Source organism: Flavobacterium hiemivividum, from assembly GCF_004349145.1.
Lineage (GTDB): Bacteria > Bacteroidota > Bacteroidia > Flavobacteriales > Flavobacteriaceae > Flavobacterium > Flavobacterium hiemivividum.
On record NZ_SMFO01000002.1, the window covers coordinates 251252 to 274907 of the forward strand.

Genomic DNA, 23656 nt, shown 5'->3' on the forward strand with positions numbered 1-23656 from the left:
ATTAAATTGATTTATTGTTCTGATTCCGTTTGGTTTCTAAAAACCAATTCCCCATTGAAAGCATCGAGCAATATGATACTGTCCGTAGCGATTTTTCCGGCTAAAATTTCTTTAGAGAGGCTATTCAATACGTCTCTTTGAATCACACGCTTTACAGGTCTGGCTCCAAATTGTGGATCATAGCCTTTCTCCGCCAAGTAAGCGATAGCTTCAGGCGTGGCATCCATGGTGATTCCTTGCAGCGCAAGCATTTTGGTCACGCTCTTAAGTTGTAAACTAACAATCTTAGTTATATTAGCAGTGGTTAATGGCGTAAACATTACGATTTCGTCGATACGATTGATAAATTCTGGACGAACGGTTTGTTTTAATAAACCTAGCACTTCGGTTTTAGCGGCCTCCGTGGCTGCTTCCATACTTCCTTTTAAGTTTTCAAACTTTTCCTGAATAATCTGACTTCCCATATTAGAAGTCATTATGATAATTGTATTTTTAAAATCGGCGAGACGTCCTTTATTGTCGGTTAATCGTCCTTCGTCTAATACTTGCAACAAGATGTTAAACGTGTCGGGATGTGCTTTTTCAATTTCATCCAGTAATATCACAGAATACGGTTTTCTACGCACCGCCTCAGTCAACTGACCGCCTTCGTCATAGCCCACATATCCTGGAGGCGCACCCACTAAACGGCTCACGCTATGGCGTTCCTGGTATTCACTCATGTCGATACGGGTCATGGCATTTTCATCATCAAACAGGTATTCTGCCAATGCTTTTGCCAATTCAGTTTTACCAACACCAGTTGTCCCAAGGAATAAAAAGGTTCCAACTGGTTTTTTCATATCTTGTAATCCGGCGCGGCTTCTACGTACGGCATCACTTACGGCCTCAATCGCTTCTTCTTGACCTACAACACGCTGATGCAATTCGGCTTCTAGGTGCAATAGTTTTTCGCGTTCTCCTTGTAGCATTTTCATAACTGGAATTCCAGTCCATTTGGCTACAACTTCTGCAATATCTTCGCGAGTCACTTCTTCTTTTATGAGTGAACTTCCGCCAGCTTGGTTTTCGACAAGTTCATTATGTAAAACATCAAGACGTTCTTGGGCTTCTTTGATTTTACCATAGCGAATTTCCGCTACTTTACCATAATCGCCATCACGTTCGGCTCTTTCGGCTTCGTATTTATAGTCTTCGATTTCTGTTTTTATTCCTTGAATATTATCGACAACATCCTTCTCTGATTTCCATTTGGCATAAATTTCATTTCGCTCTTCTTTAAGATTGGCTAAATCCATTCCTAAAATTTTGAGCTTGCTTTCATCTTTTTCTCTTTTTATGGCTTCAATTTCGATCTCGAGTTGCATTACTTTTCGATCTAAAACATCCAATTCTTCAGGTTTTGAATTGATTTCCATGCGTATTTTTGAAGCGGCTTCGTCCATTAAATCAATGGCTTTGTCCGGAAGAAAACGGTTGGTAATATAGCGTTGTGATAATTCGACTGCAGCGATAATCGCCTCGTCTTTTATCTGTACTTTGTGGTGTGTTTCATATTTTTCCTTGATACCTCGCAGGATTGAAATTGCACTTTCAGTATCTGGTTCTTCTATAATTATTTTTTGAAAACGTCTTTCGAGCGCCTTGTCTTTTTCGAAATATTTTTGGTATTCATCCAATGTGGTGGCACCAATAGCGCGCAGTTCTCCACGAGCCAAAGCAGGTTTCAGAATGTTTGCCGCATCCATTGCGCCTTCGCCACCTCCAGCGCCTACGAGTGTATGTATCTCATCAATGAAAAGAACAATATCACCTTCGGCAGCGGTAACTTCTTTAACGACGGCTTTCAATCGTTCTTCAAATTCTCCTTTATATTTGGCTCCCGCAATCAAGGCACCCATATCTAGTGAGAATACGATTTTATCTTTCAAGTTATCTGGCACATCACCGTCAACAATTCGATGCGCTAAACCTTCGGCAATGGCGGTTTTACCTACGCCGGGTTCTCCCACAAGCATTGGATTGTTTTTTGTACGACGCGTTAATATTTGTAATACTCTTCTAATCTCTTCATCACGACCAATTACAGGGTCTAATTTCCCTTCTTTGGCTAGTTCGTTTAGATTTTTAGCATATTTATTCAAAGAGTTATACGTTTCTTCGGCAGAGGCGGAAGTCACTCTTTCTCCCTTTCGCAATTCGTCAATCGCGGCTTTTAATCCTTTTTCGGTTACGCCTTGGTCTTTTAATATTTGGGCAGCTTTACTTTTCGAATTAAAAATTGCTAGAATTAAATGTTCGATAGAAACAAATTCATCGTTCATTTTCTTTGCAATACTTTCTGCTTCATTTAAGGTTGAATTAGCCGTTCTGGAAAGCATTATTTCGCCTCCACTTACTTTTGGGAAACTTTGAATTGTGCTGTCTACTATTTTTATAAATAGTGGCACATTTACATTTAGTTTTTTCAAAATAAAAGGAGCTACATTTTCGTCCACTTCAAGCATGGATTTAAATAAGTGTTCGTTTTCTATTTGTTGTTGGCCAAAGCCTTGAGCAAGCTGCTGTGAGTGCTGGATGACCTCCTGTGATTTAATCGTAAATTTATTTATGTTCATGATTTTATATTTTTGGAGTTATTTTGGTAACTTTGATAATTATTATTCAATTTATATTCCAATACAAAAACGCAGACAAAATGACTGTATCCGCGTGATTTTAATCATATTAACAGGACAAATTGTCTTAAAATTAATAAATTATGAGTTTTTTTAAAAATATCTTTAGTGGTTCGTCTGACAACCAAAATGAATCTACATCTAAAATTGCCTGGAATGCTTTAACTGATTTGGAGCAGCTAAATGAGATTGTATCTCTTTCTAATGATAAACCAGTTGTTATTTTCAAACACAGCACGCGCTGTAGTATAAGTAGAATGGCTTTGAAACAGTTTGAAAATGAATTTGATCTCTCAGATAAAGTTACGCCATATTTTTTAGATTTAATAGCGCATCGCGATGTTTCTAATGATATTGCATCACGATTTGGAGTAATGCATCAATCGCCGCAATTATTGTTGATTAAGGGCGGAAAATCAGTTTATGATGTTTCCCACAGCGACATCGATGCTGACGCTCTGAAGGGGAAGGTATAGTTCTAAAAAAGGTTTAAAAAAAAGCCACGAATTCACTAATTAAATAAATGATTAGTGGATTCGTGGCTTTTTCTTTTTAAAATTTTCCACTAGAACCGCCACCACTAAATTCACCTCCATCAAATTCTATATTTGATCCCGTTGAAGTTTCTGGTTTTAAGCCCAGTTGTGACGAAATCAGTATTTCGGCATCTAAGAAAGTATTTGTTTTGCTAAACCGGTCGGGCTTAAATGTGATTCCAGTTTCTTTGTCTTTAAGTTTTTTGATAGCTAAATAAGTTAGTACAAAGAGGAGTACACCGCCAATCGTTAATATAATTTCAATAGACAAAATAGGATAGTAAAAATGGATGGTATAGATAGAAAAACTAAGTGTTAAGAACCCAATCCAAAACATTATTCTATCTTTTTTTAATATCGAATAGACTAGGTAAAAAAGTGGGGCAACAAAGGTAAAACCATAAAAGAAGAATGCAAACGGAATATCACTATCTGGAGCAATCTCAGTTCCAAGAAGTACAACTGAAAGTTCACGCACTACCAGGTAATTTCCGGACAGGTAAAAGAGAATAAGGCTGAAACTATTCGCTAAAGAAATTCCTTTGTAATAAAATGGGTTTGTTATTTTAGACACAACTGTTTTACTACTAAAATAGATTACAACAGCAAATAACATCATTACAAAAGGCAAAATAGTTTTACCAAAAGTACCTATTTCAAACATGGCGTAGATTACAGTAGCTGTCAATGCTAGACAAAATAGTAATGCCATGGAAAGATGTAGATAGCGTAGATAGCTAATTAATCCAGTAATCGTTATAATTGATGCAATTACCATCTCGTTTCCATCTGTTAAAATACCTACGGCTATTGCCAAAGTTAATTGAGATCCTACTATAAAAGCATCATCTAAGCCATGTCCATACAATTTTAGACGACTTAAAACTTCTGCTCCTGCAAAACCAATGGTGGTATATAGGAATACAATTACTTTGAAATTTTCAGTTATTAAATCCTCGCTGAGTAAAGTTAAGAAACCACAGATAGAGGAGTATAAAAAACTTCCCAATATGAAAAAAGCCAGTCTGATTAATAGGTTATTACTATTTTTAGGAGTTGCTAGTTGTCTAGAAATGGCATTATATTGTTCATTATCTATGAAGCCCCCTACTTTTAAAGAATGTGCTTCTTCTACTAGAATCAAATTCTCTAATTCACCTTTATCGTATACTATCATCGTTACTGTTTTTATTGAATTTTTTAATAAGGCGAATAAATAAGATTATAGATATTATAAAATAAAAGGGCACGAAAAAGAAGAAAGAAATTAAAAATTCATCAATATTTAGTAAAGCAATTGCTTTGAATAAAATGATATTAACTCCAATATAGGCATAAATGATTGTGAAAACAAAAAGAGAAACAGATTTGACTTTGTAACTGGAGATATAAAAGTAATACAAGGCAGCAGCTAAAATAACTGCGAATACGAACCAGTGTGGTTCAAATAAATTATTAACACAGGAAATACTTATAAGGTGTAATCCAAAAGTCAAATAGACTAAGGTGAAATGCTTTTTTAATGCAATTTGTTTACTGTAAATTGACCAAAGAACGAGTACAACTCCTAAAGCTATCCCCGAATAGCTTAACGTATTTGTTGTGTAGAAATTATTATTGAGTAGCGATTGCGGGCTAACTGTTAAACCAATATATGCGGCTAGGCCAGTTATAGCAATGGATAGGATGCTTTTATTATCAAAATAATAGGCGCAAAAAAGTCCAATCACTGTGGGAACTAAAGTAGCCAATCCATAATGAGTGCCAAAAGCGTTGTATTGATATTGTAAGTAGCCTATAAAAATACAAGTCAAAAGAACAGCAGCAAGAATGAGGTTGTCAAATATGGGATTCTCAAAACTAGTCTCTCCTTTTTGAAATCCATTGCTATTCTTGAAACTGAAGTAGTAACAAATAATGGCTACCACTAATAGAAATGATAAGATAGCGATATGACCAATCGTGTCAATATTTTGATAAATCAATATTCCAATTCCCGTGGTAAAGAATAAAACTGACAGGTATAGAAACAATTTTAACTCGGTGTTTAGCGAAAAAATCTCTAAATTTCGATACGCTTTAACCTGCTTAAATTGAGTGTCCGTTATTAATTTTTTCTCAAAAAGAGTCTGAGTTGCTTGTTCTTTAAAAGAATCCATAGTTATAATTTAAATGGGCTACTATTCAAATATATGTATTCTGTGTTGATTTTCCGTACTACTTTTTTCGCATAGTATGATTTCAAAAAAAAATCCATTCAGTTAAGAATGGATTTTTAAAGAAGTTGTGCAAATTATAGTTGTTGTATTTTTAATACGATTTGTCCATTTTATCTTTTATCTCAGCTAAACACAAATTATTAATACTCCCTTCATGCGTATGTTTAGTTTCTTTTGGAGATTCGTAAGTGCCATTCTCTAATTGCTCGGCTACAGCTTTGTATGCGTCTCTAAAAGGCATTCCAGCTACAACCATTTCATTTAAAGTATCTACAGTAAACAGGTAGTTGTATTTTTTATCCGCTAGAATATTGTCTTTTACTTTGATATCTTTTATAGAGAAAATGGCAATATCTAGACAGGCTTTTAGGTTTTGAATAGCCGGAAACAAGCCTTCTTTTAATAATTGTAAATCTCTGTGGTAGCCACTTGGAAGATTATTTGTGATTAAAGTGATTTCGTATGGTAAAGCTTGAATCTTGTTGCATTTTCCGCGGATTAATTCAAAAACATCTGGGTTTTTCTTGTGCGGCATAATGCTAGAACCTGTTGTCAAATGCGCAGGTAAACCAATAAAATCAAAATTCTGACTCATGTACAAACAAACATCCATCGAGAACTTAGCCAAAGTTGCAGCTACACTGCTCATTGCAAAAGCCAAAGTTTTTTCTGATTTTCCGCGGCTCATTTGAGCGGCAACCGAATTGTATTTTAAAGTTTCGAAACCTAATTCTTTTGTAGTGAATGTTCTGTTAATAGGGAAGGAGCTACCGTATCCTGCAGCAGAACCTAGGGGATTTTGATCTACCACTTTCAATGCAGCATTCAACATCGTAATATCATCAATCAAGGTTTCAGCATAAGCTGAAAACCACATTCCGAATGAAGATGGCATAGCGATTTGTAAGTGTGTGTACCCAGGAAGCAAAACATTTTGATATTTCTCTGCTGACTCCATTAGTAAATCAAAAAGTGATTTTACTTGCTCTTTTAAATCAATAACAACGTCTTTTAAATACAAGTTCACATCAACTAGAACTTGGTCGTTACGAGAACGAGCGGTATGAATTTTTTTACCAGCATCACCTAGTTTCGCCGTCAATAAATATTCAATTTTGGAATGCACATCTTCAAATGAATCTTCGATTATAAAGTTTCCTTCAGCGATATCAGTAATGATTTCGTTTAAAGCTGCTATTAAAGAATTTGTTTCAGTAGTAGTTAATAAACCAATGCTCCCTAACATTTTAGCGTGAGCAATGGAGCCCAAAGCATCATATTTAGCTAAAACTAAATCCAATTCTCGATCGTTACCAACGGTGAATTGTTCGATTTGTTTATCAGTAGGTATTCCTTTTTCCCAAAGTTTCATAGTTGTATGTTTTGTTTCGCAAAGTTTCTCAGAGGTAGCTCAGAGACTCGCAAAGTTTAATTTTTTAATATTTGTTTCACAAAGTTTCTCAGAGATTCGCAAAGTGTATTTATTTATTTATTTATATCGAACAATCTCCCGCCTCTAATCAATTGCGTTCATTTTATTGTTTTAAGAAATCACCAAGTATTTTAATATACAATTTAATTCCTTCTTCGATTTCGTTCACATATATAAATTCGTCTGCGGAGTGCGACCGTAGCGTATCTCCAGGTCCTAATTTCAAAGATTTACAGCTCAAAACAGATTGGTCAGAAAGGGTAGGAGAGCCATAAGTCGTGCGTCCTAGAGCGATTCCGGCTTGGACTAATCCATGCGATTCTGGAATAGACGAGGAACTTAAATTCATAGAACGCGGCGTAATCTCTGCGTTCACATTGTCTTTTACAATTTGTAAAATTTCATGATTCGTATAGCAGTCGTTAACACGGATATCGATAACCAAATCACATTCTGAAGGTACGACATTGTGTTGTTTTCCGGCATTGATTTGGGTAACGGTCATTTTTACGGGACCTAATTGCTCTGATATTTTGTCGAAAGTATAGTTTTTAAACCATTCCATGACCGGAATCGTTTTGTAAATCGCATTGTCGTCATTTAGATGTGCGGCATGACTTGGCGTTCCTTTTACTTTTACATCCAAGACTAATAAACCTTTTTCAGCTATAGCCAATTGCATTAAGGTAGGCTCGCCCACAATTGCACAATCTAATTCCGGTAAATGTTTTAAGACACTATTTAAGCCATTTTTACCGCTACTTTCTTCTTCGGCAGATCCCACAATGACAATGTTATACGGTAAATTTTCCTTAGCATAAAAATGGACAAAAGTAGCTAACAAAGAAACCAAACAACCGCCGGCATCATTACTACCTAAACCAAATAATTTACCGTCTTTTACAAAAGCATTAAACGGATCGTTTGTGTAGGCTTGGTTGGGTCTTACAGTATCGTGGTGGGAATTTAAAAGCAAGGTAGGTTTAGCGTCATCAAAATGCTTATTGTAAGCCCAGACATTATTGTTTTCTCTTTTGAAGGGGATATCGTTTGAATTGAACCAGTTTTCAATTAGTATGACAGTCTTATCTTCTTCGCTTGAAAAAGAAGGAGTCTCAATTAGTGCTTCTAAAAGGGAAATGGCTTCTTGTGTAAGGATTTCGATGTTTTTCATTTTATTTTTGTTTTTGCCGCTAAGGCGCAAAGGCGCAAATTTTATTTTTTATTAGATATGCGATAAACAATACCCGTTGCTGCTCCATCTACTTTGGAGAGGGCTTTGGAGAGGATATTTATAGTTGTATTGTAGTGCAAATAGCATCCTCGTTTTCTAACATGCTATGGTGGCCAATTCGTATTTTTTGAACTCCTTTAGACAAGCTATTGAAGCAATTGTCTAGTTTTGGAATCATACCAGAATGAATGGCTTTTTCTTCTTTTAATTTCGAATATAACTCCGCATTCATATTTAAAATTACTGAGGAATCATCTTCTGAATCGAATAAAACACCTGGTTTTTCGAAACAATAATTCAAAGTTACCTTAAAGACTTCTGATAAGGCAATAGCTAACTCGCTGGCTATCGTATCAGCATTTGTATTTAATAACTGCCCGTTTTTATCATGGGTTATAGCGCAAAAAACAGGAACAATACCGCTAGAAAGCAAAGTTTCTAATAGTGGAGTGTTCACTGATTTTACATCGCCTACAAAGCCGTAATCAATTGTGGGGTGATTTCTTTTGTCTGACTGGATTAAATTCCCATCCGCTCCAGAAAATCCCATCGCATTAGTATTATGAGCCTGTAATTGCGCCACAATATTTTTATTGATTTGCCCCGCATAAATCATTACTACCACATCAAGCATAGGCGCATCAGTAATACGACGTCCGTCAATCATTTGTGGAACTAAACCAATCCTTTGAGCCATTTTTGTCGCTGACTTTCCACCACCATGCACGAGTACTTTATAGCCTTCAATGTTGGAGAAATCAGTTAGAAACTGTTGTAGCTCTTTGGGATCATCAATTATGTTTCCACCTATTTTTATTACGGTAACGGATTTTTTATTGCCCATTTTTTAATATTTTTTGCAAAACTAATTGTGCTGCATAGGTTCTATTGTTAGCTTGTTCGATTACAATTGAATTCTCGCTGTCAATCACTTCATCGGTAACAATCACATTACGTCTAACTGGTAAACAGTGCATGAACTTGGCGTTGTTAGTCAGTTTCATTTTATCTGCTGTTACTGTCCAATTTGGATCTGAATTAGTGATTTTTCCGTAGTCTTTGTAGTTGCTCCAGTTTTTAGTGTAGATGAAATCGGCATTTTCAAATGCTTTATTTTGATCGTATTCAATCTTGGAATCTTTGGTAATTTCAGGATTTAATTCATAGCCTTCAGGATGCGTAATGACAAAGTCCGCATCTTGTAACTGCATCATTTCCACAAAGGAATTGGCTACAGCCTGAGGTAAAGCTTTAGGGTGCGGCGCCCAAGATAAAACAACCTTTGGTCTGTGTTCAGTTTTGAACTCTTCCATAGTAATCGCATCGGCAAGGGATTGCAAAGGATGTCCTGTGGCGCCTTCCATATTAACGATGGGCACAGTGGCATATTTTAAAAATCCGGCTATTACGGTTTCGGCATTGTCTTTTTCCTTGTCTACCAATCCAGCAAAAGCTCTAATAGCGATGATATCACAATACTGAGACACTACTTCTGCAGCTTCTTTTATATGTTCTGAAGCGCCTTGATTCATGATTGCTCCATCTTCAAATTCTAGTGTCCAACCTTCATTGGTAAAGTTCATCACCATGACGTTCATTCCCAAATTTAAAGCCGCCTTTTGAGTACTCAAGCGGGTTCTTAAACTTGGATTAAAAAACAACATCCCTAAGGTTTTGTTCTTTCCTAGTTTTTTATTTTTAAGCGGTTTGCTCTTAATTTTAATTGCCGATTTCACCCATTTAGAGAGAGAGTCGATATCTTTTATTGAAGTATAGTTCATCGTTATGTTATTTTAGTAAAAGGTATTTTGTTTTTTAAAGCATTCAAAATGAAATTATCATTTAAACCATTGACAACCCAAGTCTCAATATTAGCTGCCTTAGCAATGGCTGCCGCTTCAATTTTAGATTGCATTCCACCTGTTCCTTGAGATGATTTCGTATCACCTACCTCTTTTTGAAGAGACTTAATGTCTTTAACTAAAGTAATAGTTTCAGGTGTGGAATCGTGGATAGACGATTTTGTATATATTCCATTTGTATTGGTAGCGATGATTAATATATCTACTTTTAATAAAACTGCCGCTAATGCCGCTAATTTATCATTGTCACCAAATTGAATTTCATCGGTTGCAACGGTATCGTTTTCATTAATAATCGGAATGTAATTGTTCTCTATTAATACATTAATAGTATTGACAATATTTACTTTTGACTGTTCTTTTTCAAAGTCAGAATAGGACAATAAACACTGAGAAGTAAGTAATCCTAAGTCGCTGAAGTTCTCATGAAAAATCCGCATTAAATGGGGTTGGCCAATAGATGCTAGCGCTTGCTTAACAACGATTTCTCTTCCTTTACTCTCTAGTTTTACGAACTGTTTTGCTGCGGCGATAGCGCCAGAACTAACAATAATAAACTCGTAATCCTCGTTTAAAGCGGCAATTTGCATCCCAATATCCTCAATCTTTCCTCTCGAAATATGATTGGTTTCTCTTGTTAATGTATTTGTACCTATTTTTAGTAATATTCTTTTTTTAGCCATTGTATTTAACCGCGTAGGTTTTTTTTTAATTTACTTCTAACCGCAAAGTTCGCAGAGGATTTTCCTTACTTTATTTTTTTAACCGCAAAGGGCACAAAGTTTTTCTTCCTTTTTTATCTATAAAAACGCAAAGTTCGCAAAGCGGTGTGTTAGTATTTTGTACCTAAATTCCAATTACTATTTTCTCAAACGGATTACTGTACATTAAATACTAAACACTGCAAACTACCTAATTTGTCCATCTCCGTAAATATACCATTTATTAGTAACCAGGTGTTGCAGTCCTATTGGTCCTCGTTGATGCAATTTGTCTGTACTGATGGCGAGTTCACCACCAAGACCTAATTGACCTCCATCAGTAAACCGTGTGGATGCATTATGATATACTGCTGCCGTATCCACGTTTTCCATGAATTCCTGTGCAACAGCATCATTTTTAGTAATAATCGAAGCCGAATGACCTCCACAATATTTGTTTATTTTTTCAATTGCCTCTTGATCAGAATTAGTGGTTCCAATGACGATTTTGTAATCTAAGAACTCTTCATACCAAATCAAATCAGACTCAATTGCTTTTACTCCAGTTGCTTTTGCGACAACATCGTCTCCTAGAACTGTAACATTAAATAGTTGCAGCTCGGTAATAATTTGCTTTGTGAAAATTTCCCAATTTGGCAAATTCCTATCGATTAACACTTTATCCAAAGCATTACAAACTGAAATATTTGAAGTTTTTCCGTTCATGATAATGGCTAAAGCTTTATCTAAATCGGCATCTTTGTTTACATACACAAAATTATTCCCTCTACCACTTACTATTACTGGGCAAGTAGCGTGTTTCTTAACAAAGTTAATCAGGTTTTCACCACCACGAGGAACAATTAAATCGACTTTTTGTGTTGGTTTTTCTAGAAAAGCTTGGGTTTCATTTCGGTCATAATTTAAATATTCGACCCAAGAATTAGCTACATCATTGTCTGTTAAGGCTTGATGCCAGAGGCTTACAATCTTTAAATTAGAAAGCAATGACTCTTTTCCGCCTTTTAGCAAAATTTTATTTCCTGATTTAAATGCAATTCCGCCTGCTTCGACAGTAACGTCTGGCCTTGACTCATAAATGATTAAAATAGTTCCAAAAGCAGCCGTTTTATTGCTGGCTTTCATGCCGTTGTCATGAGTAAAATTAAATCGAACTTGCCCCACAGGATCTTCTTGAGTTGTCAATTGTTGTAACGATAGAATCATTCCGTCAATTTTAGCATCATCAACGAGCAAGCGTTTTTCCATAGCCAAATCATCACCGGAATAGTTGGCAAGATCTTGCTGGTTTGTGGTTTTTATAGCTGTTCTTTCTTTTTCGAGAAGCACAGCCATTCGACTTAAAACGGCATTTCTTTTTACGATTGGAAGTATTTTGTTCATTGTTCTAAAATTAGGAGATTTGTCAAAGTTTAAAACTTTATCAAATATTGATTTATATCTAAGACTTCAATTCTGCCAACGATTCTTGCAACGCGACAATAAATGTATCTATCGCATCAGTTGTAATTGTTAAAGGTGGAAGAATTCTCAATAAGTTTTTATTGTTGGCACCTCCAGTAAAGATATGCTTTTCGATAATCATCTTTTTTCTCAACGTGCTAACATCAAAATCAAATTCGACACCTAGCATCAATCCTCTTCCTTTTACTTTTGTAATTTCAGGGATTTGCTTAATGGCTTCAAAAAAGTAATCCGATACCTTATTAGTGTTTTCAATTAATTTTTGATCTTCGATAACATCCAGCACTGCGATTCCAGCGGCACAAGCTAAGTGGCTTCCGCCAAAAGTTGTTCCTAATAGTCCGTAACTTGCAGTAAATTTTGGAGAAATCAATACACCACCAATCGGGAAACCGTTCCCCATACCTTTGGCAGTGGTAACAATATCAGGATTGATTCCGTGATGTTGAAAAGCAAAGAATTTTCCGCTTCTTCCGTATCCTGATTGTACTTCATCTAAGATTAAAACTACATCGTGTGCTATACATGCTTTTTCCAAAGCTTGAAAAAACTCGGTTGTTCCTTGGTCTAAACCACCAACACCTTGAATAGGCTCGATAATTACCGCACAAACATCTCCCTTTTTTAATTCGGCTTGTACCAAATCAATTTGGTTCAAAGGCAAGAAAGTAACTGCTTGCTGCGCATTTAACGGCGCTACTATTTTTTTATTGTCTGTAACCGCGACTGCCGCAGAAGTTCTTCCGTGAAACGAATTTTCAAAAGCAATCACTCTTGATTTATTGGTATGAAAGGAAGCTAGTTTCAACGCGTTTTCATTGGCTTCAGCCCCAGAACTGCATAAAAATAAGCTGTAATCAGTTAAACCAGAAGCTTTGCCTAGTTTTTCAGCTAACTCTGTTTGCAATGGATTCTGGATCGCATTTGAATAAAAACTAATGTTGTCTAATTGTGCTTTCACTTTAGCAACATAATCTGGTTGGGTATGACCAATAGAAATTACTCCGTGACCAGAGTATAAATCTAAATATTCAGTTGCGTTGTCGTCTGTAATGGTGCAATCTAATGCTTTTACAGGAGTGATATTATATAATGGGTAAACGTCAAATAAGTTCATTTTTTTTTGTTTAATGGTTTAAGGTTTAAAGTTTCAAGTTAGGTGGGCAACTTTGAACTTTAAACTTGAAACAAATTTTTAAAACCCTGAAGGTTTCAAATGCAATCCAGTTGTTTCTTCAAGTCCAAACATTAAATTCATGTTTTGGACGGCTTGACCGGAGGCGCCTTTTACTAAATTATCAATTATTGAAGTAATTAGTATCCGGTTTCCTTTTTTCATTAAACTAATGATGCACTTGTTCGTTTGCACTACTTGTTTCATGTTGATGTTAGTAGTGGTAACGGTTACGAAAGGTTGGTCTTTATAAAAAGCTTCATATTTAGCAACTAAATTCTCTAAACTTTCTTCTACGGTAGTATATAGAGTAGCGAAAATTCCTCTAGCAAAATCTCCTCTATTCGGTACAAAAATCAATTCGTTTGCATAATCAGCTTGCAGTTGATTCACACTTTGATTGATTTCACCTAAATGTTGATGATCGAATGCTTTGTAATGTGACATATTGTTTGATCTCCAACTAAAATGTGTAGTTTCTGATGGGCTAACTCCTGCACCGGTGCTTCCTGTTGTAGCATTGATATGTACATCGCTATTTAATAATCCTTCTGCTGCAAGCGGTAATAAAGCCAATTGGATTGCTGTAGCAAAACAACCTGGATTTGCGATATAGTTTGCGTTTTTAATATTGGTTTTATTCAGTTCAGGCAAACCGTACACAAATGATTTTCCTTTGAATTCTTTGTCCTTCGTCAATCTGAAATCATTTCCTAAATCGATGATTTTAGTATGGCTGGCAAATTGATTTTGTTCTAAAAACTGAATCGATTTTCCATGACCTAAACACAAGAAAACAACGTTTACATTTGGATTTACAGTGTCAGTAAAATTCATTTCTATATCACCCATCAAATCATGGTGTGCCACTGATAAAGGCCTACCAGCGTTTGTAGTACTGTAAACAAAATCAAGTTTTGTGTTAGGATGAAACATTAGTATTCTAATTAATTCTCCTGCCGTATATCCTGAACCTCCTATTATTCCAACATTAATCATGTTTTTATTTTTTAAAATCTATTAGAATTAAACCTTTGAGAGTAATTCGTTTTTTTTTTATTACTCGTAAGTTTCATTATTTACAGACGAAAATATGTTTTGGGCATTTCCTAGTATCTTGATAAATCCTTTGGCATCATCAGATGTCCAAGCATTGTTCATTTCTCCATATTGACCAAAACCTGTATTCATCAAATCATTTTCTGATTCAATTCCGTCAAGCGTAAAGTGATACGGCTTCAATGAAACTGTTACAGTTCCGTTAACTGTTTTTTGAGTGTCTTCAAGGAAAGCCTCAATATTCCTCATTACAGGATCAAGAAATTGACCTTCATGAAACAACATTCCGTACCAGTTTCCTAGTTGCTCTTTCCAGTATTGTTGCCATTTACCAAGGGTGTGTTTCTCAAGTAAATGATGTGCTTTTATGATAATTAATGGAGCAGCAGCTTCAAAACCAACTCTTCCTTTAATACCGATAATCGTGTCACCAACATGTGTGTCTCTACCAATTGCAAAGGCATTTGCTAATTTCTCAAGAATAACAATATTGTCAACTGGTGATTTTTTAATACCATTGATAGCAATCAATTCGCCTTTTTCGAAAGTCAAAGCTACTTTTTCTTCGCCTTCTTTTTGTAATTGCGAAGGATAAGCTTCGCTAGGAAGTGGTTGACTTGAAGTTAAAGTTTCTTTTCCACCTACACTAGTTCCCCAAAGTCCTTTGTTGATTGAATATTGTGCTTTCTCCCAAGAATAGTGTACTCCGTTTTTTGCTAAATAATCCACTTCTTCTTGTCTTGATAATTTCAAGTCTCTAATAGGAGTGATGATTTCAATTTCGGGAGCGATGGTTTGGAAAATTAAATCAAAACGAATTTGGTCATTTCCAGCACCGGTGCTTCCGTGAGCAATTGCAGTTGCACCCACAGATTTGGCATATTTTATAGCTTCAATTGCTTGAAAAACACGTTCAGCACTTACAGATAATGGGTAGGTATTATTTTTTAAGACATTACCAAAAATTAAATACTTGATTGCTTTATCGTAATATCTGTCTACAATGGTTAGGTTAGCGTGTTTTGCACTTCCTAATTCGTAGGCTCTATCTTCAATTGCTTTTAATTCGGCATCATCAAAACCTCCAGTATTGATTAATACGGTGTGAACTTCATATCCTTTTTCGTTTTTTAAATACTTAAGGCAATATGAGGTATCTAAACCTCCACTATAAGCTAATACAACTTTTTTCATATTTTGATCTATTATGGGCTATTGGCTTTAAGCCTTTAGCAGATTATATATATTATTTTAATTTAGTCTTCTAAGAAAAGGGCTTGTTTGATTTTTTTCAAACGATTCCAAATTCTAACATTAAAAGGATGTTTTGGCGGCACCTTAGCTTTTTCCTTCGGATCATAAAGCATTCCAGTACACAAGCACATTTTGTTATCTTTACTTTTTAAAATTTCATAATTGGTACACGTTTGACATCCTTTCCAAAAACTGGGATCTGTCGTTAGTTCAGAAAAAGGAACTGGTTTATATCCCAATTCAGAATTGATTTTCATTACAGCTAATCCCGTTGTGATTCCGAATACTTTTGCATTTGGATATTTTTTCAAAGAGTAATCAAACACTTTAGATTTAATTTTTTTGGCTAGACCTATATTTCTGTAATCAGGATGTACAATTAATCCTGAATGCGCCACATAGTTGCTGTCTTGCCAACTTTCGATATAACAAAAACCTGCAAAAACGCCGTTGTCCAAAGCGATAACTGCATCTTGATTTTGCATTTTTTTCAAAATATATTCAGGCGTTCTTTTAGCAATTCCAGTTCCTCTCAACAAGGCAGACGACTCTATAGTATCGCAAATAATTTGTGCGTACTTAAAATGCTCTTCCTGGGCAATAATAATAGAGATATTCATTACAAGAGTTGAATTTTTGAGTTAAAAAATGATTTGTAAGATAGTTTTAAAATGCATTCTTTGTTTCCCAAAATAAAATAACAAAAATACGAATTTATTATCCAATGAATTGAATAACAAGGAAGTATGATGAAAGAAATATTGATTTTGGAAAATAGGTATTCCAACGGGAAACAAATGTGATTTCAAAATGAAAAAAAAATAAATGAATAGAAATATTTACAACACAACTGTGGAAACTATACTAATAGCGTCCGTACTTCGGGAGAAGTAGCAGTTGTGATTATCCGTGAGTTTGGATTAATATTTAAATTTGTATTATTCATTGGTGCAAAAGTACACTATTTTATTTTACGCAACACCAAACTTCATGCTTTCTAACAAAATTTTAATTCTTTGTTGCATTTTATAAAAATAGCAATTCTATGAAAATTATGTTGCAAGAGACTTTGTAATTTCTGCTCACTCAATCAGCAATAGACCAAAACAGGAGGTCTGTCTGCGCAATAGTGTTTTTCTTGACCGACTTTAAATTTAATTAGCAGGATCTTTTTTCATTTCGAAAACCTTGAAATAAGGTCATAAAAAAACCATCAAAGTAGATTTGATGGTTTTAATTTTTATAGAAAATAATGAATTAATGTGCCGATGAAGTCCCAGTGTCTAAGTTGACACCTTGGCTTTTTAGTATTTTAGGACAGTAATAGCCATAAAATGCCAAATAGGCAAAACCAAGAAGAGGTACCACATAAGAAAAACGTGTAAAAGTAATGCCAAGTATTCCGTTTGGATTAGTTAAATCTAAATCGCATATTGCTCCTTGAACTAGCGGGATTACACCACCACCAAGAATCATCATAATTAAGAATGAAGACGCTTTTCCAGTGTTTTTTCCTAACCCTGCGATAGCTAAATCGAAGATAGATGGCCACATGATTGATAAGAATAAACCTCCTGAAATAAAGAAGTATTTAGCGATTTCAGTATCTGTACAAACTAAACCTGCAAACATCATGGTTAAACCAGCGATTGCAAAAAGCATTAATGTTTTACCTGCATTTTTACCACCAATAAAACTAACGCCTATAAACAATAAGATCCAAAGAGGGTAGATGTAGAATTCAGAAACATTATGACCAGCAAATATATTAGCTCCGATAATTACTCCAAATGCTAAAGCGGGCACGATAAACTTAAGCGCAGTGTTTACTAAGTTAGTTGTGTTAAACACATTCACACCACCATTCCAGCGACCAATCATTAAACTTCCCCAGTAAAGTGCAATAAATGGAGAAATTGCGTCTTCTAATATTCCTCCAAATTCCCTAGTATGAAGTAAAGCTGGTAGATTACTGATAATTGTTACCTCTGTTCCAACATATATAAAGATACCTATCATTCCTAAGTACAATTGTGGATAGTCTAAAATGCTGAACTTAGCGTGTTTGCTTTCAATTTTAGCCTCAATCACATCTGTTTTTGCTGGATCCTCTATTCTAGAAAAATACATGAATATTGCAACTAAAACGAAAGTAAGACCTAAAATTATAAAAGGTAATTTAATATCTTCTAATGAAAGACTTGTCTTTTTGTTATCTCCCATTCCAAAAAGTGCAATACCTAGAAGAATAGCACCAAGTGTTGTTCCAAATGAGTTTAAACCTCCAGCCAAAGTTAAACGGTGTGCTCCAGTTGCTGGACTTCCCATTTTAATAGCAAGTGGATTTGCAACAATTTGTTGAATAGAAAACCCAAGACCCACAGTAAACAATGCGGTCAAAAAGAATGGAAAACTTTCCATTGTTGCAGCAGGAACAAATAAAAACGAACCTATCGCAGAAATAAGTAATCCTGTAGAGAGCGTTTTTTTGTAGCCAAATTTTTGTAAAACATCAGACTTTAAAGAAACAAGAAAGAAAATTAGTGAGCCTACAAAATATGCGGCATAAAATGCCCAAGCCACTAGTTGTGATTGCAGTTGAGATAATGTAAAAACTTTTTTGAAAACGGGTATTAATATATCATTGGCAGAGCCAACAAATCCCCAAAAGAAGAAGACTATTATTAATGATATAAACTGTCCCCACTTAGTTTGTAAATTTTCTGAATTCATAATTATTGATGGTTAATTTTTTTAGTTCGGTCGTAAATGTAGATTTTAAGTAAAGTAAAAAAAAATTATTTATAAGAAAATTGATTAAAATTATACAATCGGCAGTATTTCTATAATGAACAACATATTTTTGTCGTTTGCTACGTTTTTTATCATAGATTTTCTAATCCAAAATTCTAATTTTTACATCTTTGCTATAATTTCTTCCTATGGGAAGTGTGTAAGAATGTACTTGTATTCTATTTCCTTCTATAGATTTTACTTTGTTTACAGCTATAATATAGGATTTATGGATGCGAGTAAATTGATCCTCAGGCAACTCTTCGGATAAAGCGGTTAAGGATTTATGGGTAATGTAAGTTTTATCAGTAGTGACTACTTTTATATATTCTTTCATCCCTTCGATAAATAAGATTTCATCAATGATTATTTTCACCATTTTCTTGTCAACTTTGATAAAAATGTGAGAATCAACCTTTAGTGTATCAGCTTTTAAATTGTTTTTTAAATTAAAATCGGCTTCGATTTTGTGAATACATTTAATAAAACGAGGAAGCGGTATGGGTTTAACTAAATAATCTAAAACATCAAGCTCGTAACTCTCGGCAGCAAATTCTCTAAAAGCGGTCGTAATCACAATTTTAGTTTTGTTTTCAATCAATCTGATTAGTTCAAAACCAGTCATTAAAGGCATGTGTATGTCTAAAAAGACGACATCGATAGCGTTGCTGTTTAGAAAATCTAAGGCCTCGATAGGATTATGAAAAGTCCCGATGATTTCAAAATCAGAAAAATTAGTAAAATAATTCTGCAGTATTTTTGTTGCTAAGGGCTCATCATCAATCAAAATACATTTAATCTTCATTTTGGATGGGTATTTGCAGTCGAATGATATAATAATTGAATTTTATTGTTTTTTCTAAAGTGAAATTATTTTGAAAAATCAATTTCAACCTTTTTTTGGTGTTGGATAAACCAATCCCTTTTTTTGTTTTAGTATTTTGTGAAAGTACAAAATTATTTAGTATTTCAAATTGCAGCTTGGTTTTATCGATTACTTTGCAATTAATCTTAATTCTGAGGTTGTTATTGCAAGGTCCGCCGTGCTTAAACGCGTTTTCAATCAATGTTATGACGAGCAAAGGTGGAATTTTTATGTCCTCAATGTTTGATTCGATATTTACCGCTACTTCCACATGCTCAAAACGAAGTTTTTCGATTTCGATATAATTCTGGATATAATCAATCTCTTTGGTTAGGTCCACCATTTGGGTTCCCTTAATATCATATAAAACATATTCCATCAATCGAGAAAGTTTTAAGATTACATCAGGGACTTTTTTAGAGGATTCTAAAGATAAAGCATAGAGATTATTGAGCGTATTGAAGAAAAAGTGTGGTTGTATTTGAGTCTTCAGATATTTGAGTTTCATCTTAGACTGATTCTGCTTCATAATCGTATTTCGATCTCTTTCTTTTAACCAATTCATGGTAGAGAAGACAGAAGAAGCAATAGATAGTACATAAATTTCGCCAATGGTTACTGCAACAATATGGTTTATATCAAAGGGACGATATACTTTGTTGGCTTCAGGCCAAATATTTTCTGAAATCATATAATAGGTCAATCCAGTTTTGGCCATATAAATAACAGCTAAACTCGCTAGTAGCGCTAAGGTATATTTATAATATTCGAATTTTACAATGTAACGAGGAATGAGCACAATTAGATTAAAGTACACAAAAGGTATGTGCAAGGAAAACTCAATTAGGTTGGATTTAAAAGAGTATGGATAATTATCAAAGTAAGAACCCCAACGCAAAAAGTTGATTAAAAAAAAGATAACCCAAAACCAAATATGATTTCGGAACTCCGTATTAAATTTTATTTTTCTAATGGGCTTCAATTGAAAATAAATTAGAGGTTAAATCATTGCTTTTCAAAACTATTAACAGGATTAATTTGCAACTTTAAGGAATTTGCAACCAAAAATCGAATTTTAATCCAATAAAATCCAAAATAAAATGAATTTAACATATTAACTGCTTAACAACTACAGTTCGTTAAAGAAATGATGTCGTTTGTTGAATATTAGTAATTTTTTCTATCAGAATGCTTTAGTAAAATACACTTTGTTTACTAAAGGATGTGGTTAATGCCGATTTTCATGTTGTTAGTATAATTTATTTTTTTAAGAATGTTTTAACAGATAGATTTACACTATAACTAACAAAAATCAATAAAAATGAAACAAATTATTTCAATCTTTATGATTCTTTTCACTGTACAAGTTTCACTTGCGCAAATGAAAACTGTCAAAGGTTCGGTTACAGATGGAAATCGCGCTCCTATACCAGGAGTTAATATTATCGTTCAAGGTGAGAGCACGTCAGCAAGTACTGACTTTGATGGTAATTTCTCTGTTCAAGTTGCAAAAGGTAAAACCTTATCTTTTTCTTATTTAGGTTTAGAGACAAAAAATGTTGTGGTGGGTGAATCTAGTACAATCAATGTCAGAATGAATGAGGCAGCTACAAATTCTTTAAATGAAGTTGTGGTCACTTCATTAGGAATCACTAAAGCGAAAAAAACATTAACTTATTCAGCTCAGGAATTAAAAGGGGAGGAATTAGTGCGAGTGAAAGATGCTAACATTATCAATACCGTTGCTGGTAAGATTGCTGGTGTGGCTATTACTAAAAGTTCCTCAGGTTCAGGAGGTTCAACTAAGGTGGTAATTAGAGGTAATTCTTCGTTTACAAATAACCAACCATTATATGTAATTGATGGTATTCCATTGTCAAATGGAGGTTCTGTTCAACCTAATGGAACTTTTGGAGATTTAGCTGGAGGTAATAGAGATGGAGGAGATGTTGTTTCCTTAATTAATCCTGATGATTATGAGGGTATGACTGTGCTTAAAGGAGCGGCTGCTTCTGTATTATATGGTAGTCAAGGTGCAAATGGTGTAATATTACTGAGTTCTAAAAAAGTAAAAGCAGGTGTAGAAACATTCAATGTAAACTCAGTTACTACATTTGATTCTGTAGCTTATTTGCCTGAATTTCAATCTGATTATACTTCAAATGTAGGTGATGCCAAAAGCTGGGGAGCAAAACAAAAAGTAGAAGGAGATATCAAAGATTTTTTTAATACTGGAACTACTCAAATTACTTCTATGTCTTTTTCGAAAGCTACTGAAGGAGCTTCTACTAGTTTAACCTATGCTAATACTGATGCGTCTGGAGTAATACCAGGAAATCATTTGAAGAAAAATAATTTTGGAATACGTCAAACGTCAAAGTTTTTTGATGATCGATTGAATGTAGCGGTAACTGGTAATTATGTTTCTCAAAAGATTAACAACAGGCCTGTAAACGGTTTATACTTTAATCCAGTGAGTGGTGTTTATTCTCATCCTAGAGCATTTAGCCTAAATGATTTGAAGAACTATGAAGTTTTTGATGTTACTAAAAACTGGAATGCTCAAAATTATCCTGGATTTGCGGCAGTTAATGAAAATAATGAAAATCCATATTGGCAAATTAACAGACAAAAATCTTTTGATACTAATAATTTCTTTAATGGAGCTATTGCTTTAGATTACAAAGTTACCGATTGGTTTCGTTTAACTTCAAGATATAGTTATAACAGAAGTGAAAGTAATTTTGAAAAAGAAATGTACGCTACATCAGCTACTTCTTTAGTACATCCTAAAGGAAGATACATTAATTCTAACTCTATCGCAAGTCAAAATTATGCAGATATAATAGGTTTAATAAATACTAATTTCTCAGAAGATTTTTCTTTTAGTGGAACTGTTGGAGCAAGTATTAATAATGGCAAGAGTACAGGACTTACTTTAGATTCTGGAATTGGTGGCGGATTGAAAAATGCTAATATTTTTACTTTAGGAAATTTTGCAAATAATAATGGGAATTATCAAACTGCGTATCAAAGAGAAGTACAATCTGTATTTGCAGCAACTACATTGGGTTACAAAGATTATTTATTCCTAGATGCTGCCGCAAGAAATGATTGGTCATCGACTTTAGTAAACACAGATAATCCAAGTTTCTTTTATCCTTCTTTAGGTGTAACAGCGATTATAAGCGAAATGACTACAATGCCAGATTTTATCAATTTTGGAAAAGTACGTGCTACTTATGCACAAGTTGGTAATGACATTGCTGCTTTTATTACAACACCTACCTATTCAATAATTGCAGGTCAACCAGTTAATCCTCCTGTAGGTCCAAGACCAGGAACTACTTTGAAACCAGAATTGAAATCAGAGTATGAATTAGGTACAGAATGGAGAATGTTTAATAATAGATTAGGTTTTGAAGTTTCATACTATGATTCGAAAACTAAAAATCAATATATGCAAGTTCCTGCTGAATCTACAAATGAAAATGGATACCTAAACTATGCAATAAACGCTGGAAGTATTTCTAACAAAGGATTTGAGGTGGTTTTATTTGCTGATCTTGTTAAAGGCGATAAATTTAACTGGGAATCTAGAATCAACTATTCTCAAAATAGGAGTAAAGTAAATGATATTCCTGCTCAAAATCTAGAAGGAAGAATCGTGCTGACTGATCCAGGATCGAATAATTATAGATATTCATTAATAGAAGGAAGACCTTTTGGTATAATTGAAGGTAAAAACATTCAAAAAGATGATCAAGGTAGATTGTTAGTTGGTGATAATGGCAAGTTGTCTGTTAATGCTGATTGGGAAGAAGTTGGAAATGCTAATCCAGATTTCATGTTAGGTTTTTCTAATACATTTAAATTTGGTGCTTTTACAGCAAATATCTTAATTGACGGTCGTTTTGGTGGTGAAGTTTTAAGTTTAACGGAAGCTATCAATGATTTTAACGGAGTTTCTAAAGCGAGTGGCGATGCCAGAAATGCTGGTGGTGTTAAAATTAATGGTGCCAAAGCTGATGGAACTGCTGTAACTACAATGGATGCTTTCGATTATTACGATAAAACGGCAGGAAGAAACGGTGCAACCGGTGAGTATGTTTATGATGCAACTAATATTAATGTAAGAGAAGTTTCTATTGGATATACTTTCAGTAAAACTAAATTACCATTTATGCAAACAGCAAGTATTTCTTTAATCGCAAGAAACTTATTCTTTATTTATAAGGATGCTCCATTCGATCCAAATATTGCATTGAGCACAGGTGAAGGCTTGCAAGGTGTAGACGTTTTCGGTTTACCGTCAACAAGAAGTATTGGTATTAATTTAAATTTAACTTTTTAATCTTACAATC

18 protein-coding genes are annotated in these 23656 nt (G+C 34.4%); 2 read left to right on the forward strand and 16 right to left on the reverse strand.

The window, feature by feature from the left end:
- Positions 1-11 precede the first annotated feature (11 nt).
- Positions 12-2618, reverse strand: coding sequence for an ATP-dependent chaperone ClpB (gene clpB / locus E0F98_RS05130; protein WP_132109541.1), 2607 nt, complete (start codon positions 2616-2618; stop codon positions 12-14).
- Positions 2619-2761: 143 nt separating this feature from the next.
- On the opposite strand from clpB, the gene ytxJ reads away from it, so the two are divergent.
- A complete protein-coding gene (gene ytxJ / locus E0F98_RS05135; protein WP_132109542.1) occupies positions 2762-3154 on the forward strand; it encodes a bacillithiol system redox-active protein YtxJ in 393 nt (130 codons plus the stop codon).
- A 76-nt stretch (positions 3155-3230) separates the two neighbouring features.
- On the opposite strand, the gene E0F98_RS05140 is transcribed toward ytxJ, so the two are convergent.
- The 15 genes from E0F98_RS05140 to E0F98_RS05210 all read right to left on the reverse strand — a co-directional run bounded on the left by E0F98_RS05140 (position 3231) and on the right by E0F98_RS05210 (position 20124).
- A complete protein-coding gene (locus E0F98_RS05140) occupies positions 3231-4391 on the reverse strand; it encodes a hypothetical protein (protein WP_132109543.1) in 1161 nt (386 codons plus the stop codon).
- Positions 4375-5373, reverse strand: coding sequence for a DUF2157 domain-containing protein (locus tag E0F98_RS05145; RefSeq protein ID WP_132109544.1), 999 nt, complete (start codon positions 5371-5373; stop codon positions 4375-4377). The genes E0F98_RS05140 and E0F98_RS05145 overlap by 17 nt, the downstream gene beginning before the upstream one ends.
- A 151-nt stretch (positions 5374-5524) precedes the next feature.
- On the reverse strand, positions 5525-6805 hold the full coding sequence (argH, locus tag E0F98_RS05150; RefSeq protein WP_132109545.1) for an argininosuccinate lyase: 1281 nt from the start codon (positions 6803-6805) through the stop codon (positions 5525-5527).
- Positions 6806-6968: 163 nt separating this feature from the next.
- Positions 6969-8039 carry a M20 family metallo-hydrolase gene (locus E0F98_RS05155; RefSeq protein ID WP_132109546.1) on the reverse strand — a complete coding sequence of 357 codons (1071 nt, stop codon included), beginning with the start codon at positions 8037-8039 and terminating at the stop codon, positions 6969-6971.
- A gap of 118 nt (positions 8040-8157) precedes the next feature.
- Positions 8158-8943 (reverse strand): acetylglutamate kinase, encoded by a 786-nt coding sequence (argB, locus tag E0F98_RS05160; RefSeq protein WP_132109547.1) that lies wholly within the window; start codon positions 8941-8943, stop codon positions 8158-8160.
- Entirely contained in the window at positions 8933-9880 is a 948-nt protein-coding gene (locus E0F98_RS05165; protein ID WP_132109548.1) for an N-acetylornithine carbamoyltransferase, read from the reverse strand. The genes argB and E0F98_RS05165 overlap by 11 nt, the downstream gene beginning before the upstream one ends.
- 2 nt (positions 9881-9882) lie before the next feature.
- The gene (gene proB / locus E0F98_RS05170; protein ID WP_132109549.1) at positions 9883-10644 is read right to left on the reverse strand and encodes a glutamate 5-kinase; all 762 of its coding nucleotides are present in this window, start codon (positions 10642-10644) and stop codon (positions 9883-9885) included.
- A gap of 225 nt (positions 10645-10869) precedes the next feature.
- Positions 10870-12066: a glutamate-5-semialdehyde dehydrogenase gene (locus E0F98_RS05175; protein ID WP_132109550.1), complete on the reverse strand. Its 1197-nt coding sequence runs from the start codon at positions 12064-12066 to the stop codon at positions 10870-10872.
- 58 nt (positions 12067-12124) lie between these two features.
- Positions 12125-13264 carry an aspartate aminotransferase family protein gene (locus E0F98_RS05180; RefSeq protein WP_132109551.1) on the reverse strand — a complete coding sequence of 380 codons (1140 nt, stop codon included), beginning with the start codon at positions 13262-13264 and terminating at the stop codon, positions 12125-12127.
- Positions 13265-13342: 78 nt separating this feature from the next.
- Entirely contained in the window at positions 13343-14320 is a 978-nt protein-coding gene (gene argC, locus E0F98_RS05185) for an N-acetyl-gamma-glutamyl-phosphate reductase (protein ID WP_132109552.1), read from the reverse strand.
- 60 nt (positions 14321-14380) lie between these two features.
- Positions 14381-15574, reverse strand: a complete 1194-nt coding sequence (locus tag E0F98_RS05190; RefSeq protein WP_132109553.1) for an argininosuccinate synthase — start codon at positions 15572-15574, stop codon at positions 14381-14383.
- Between the two features lie 62 nt (positions 15575-15636).
- A complete protein-coding gene (locus E0F98_RS05195) occupies positions 15637-16254 on the reverse strand; it encodes a GNAT family N-acetyltransferase (protein WP_132109554.1) in 618 nt (205 codons plus the stop codon).
- A 637-nt stretch (positions 16255-16891) separates the two neighbouring features.
- Entirely contained in the window at positions 16892-18367 is a 1476-nt protein-coding gene (locus E0F98_RS05200) for an MFS transporter (protein WP_132109555.1), read from the reverse strand.
- Between the two features lie 163 nt (positions 18368-18530).
- Complete coding sequence (locus E0F98_RS05205; RefSeq protein WP_132109556.1) at positions 18531-19232, reverse strand: LytR/AlgR family response regulator transcription factor; 702 nt, start codon at positions 19230-19232, stop codon at positions 18531-18533.
- Positions 19222-20124 (reverse strand): sensor histidine kinase, encoded by a 903-nt coding sequence (locus tag E0F98_RS05210; RefSeq protein WP_243699199.1) that lies wholly within the window; start codon positions 20122-20124, stop codon positions 19222-19224. Before E0F98_RS05210 ends, E0F98_RS05205 begins: the two co-directional genes overlap by 11 nt.
- Positions 20125-20613: 489 nt before the next feature.
- On the opposite strand from E0F98_RS05210, the gene E0F98_RS05215 reads away from it, so the two are divergent.
- Complete coding sequence (locus E0F98_RS05215) at positions 20614-23646, forward strand: SusC/RagA family TonB-linked outer membrane protein (RefSeq protein WP_132109558.1); 3033 nt, start codon at positions 20614-20616, stop codon at positions 23644-23646.
- Positions 23647-23656: the final 10 nt, after the last annotated feature.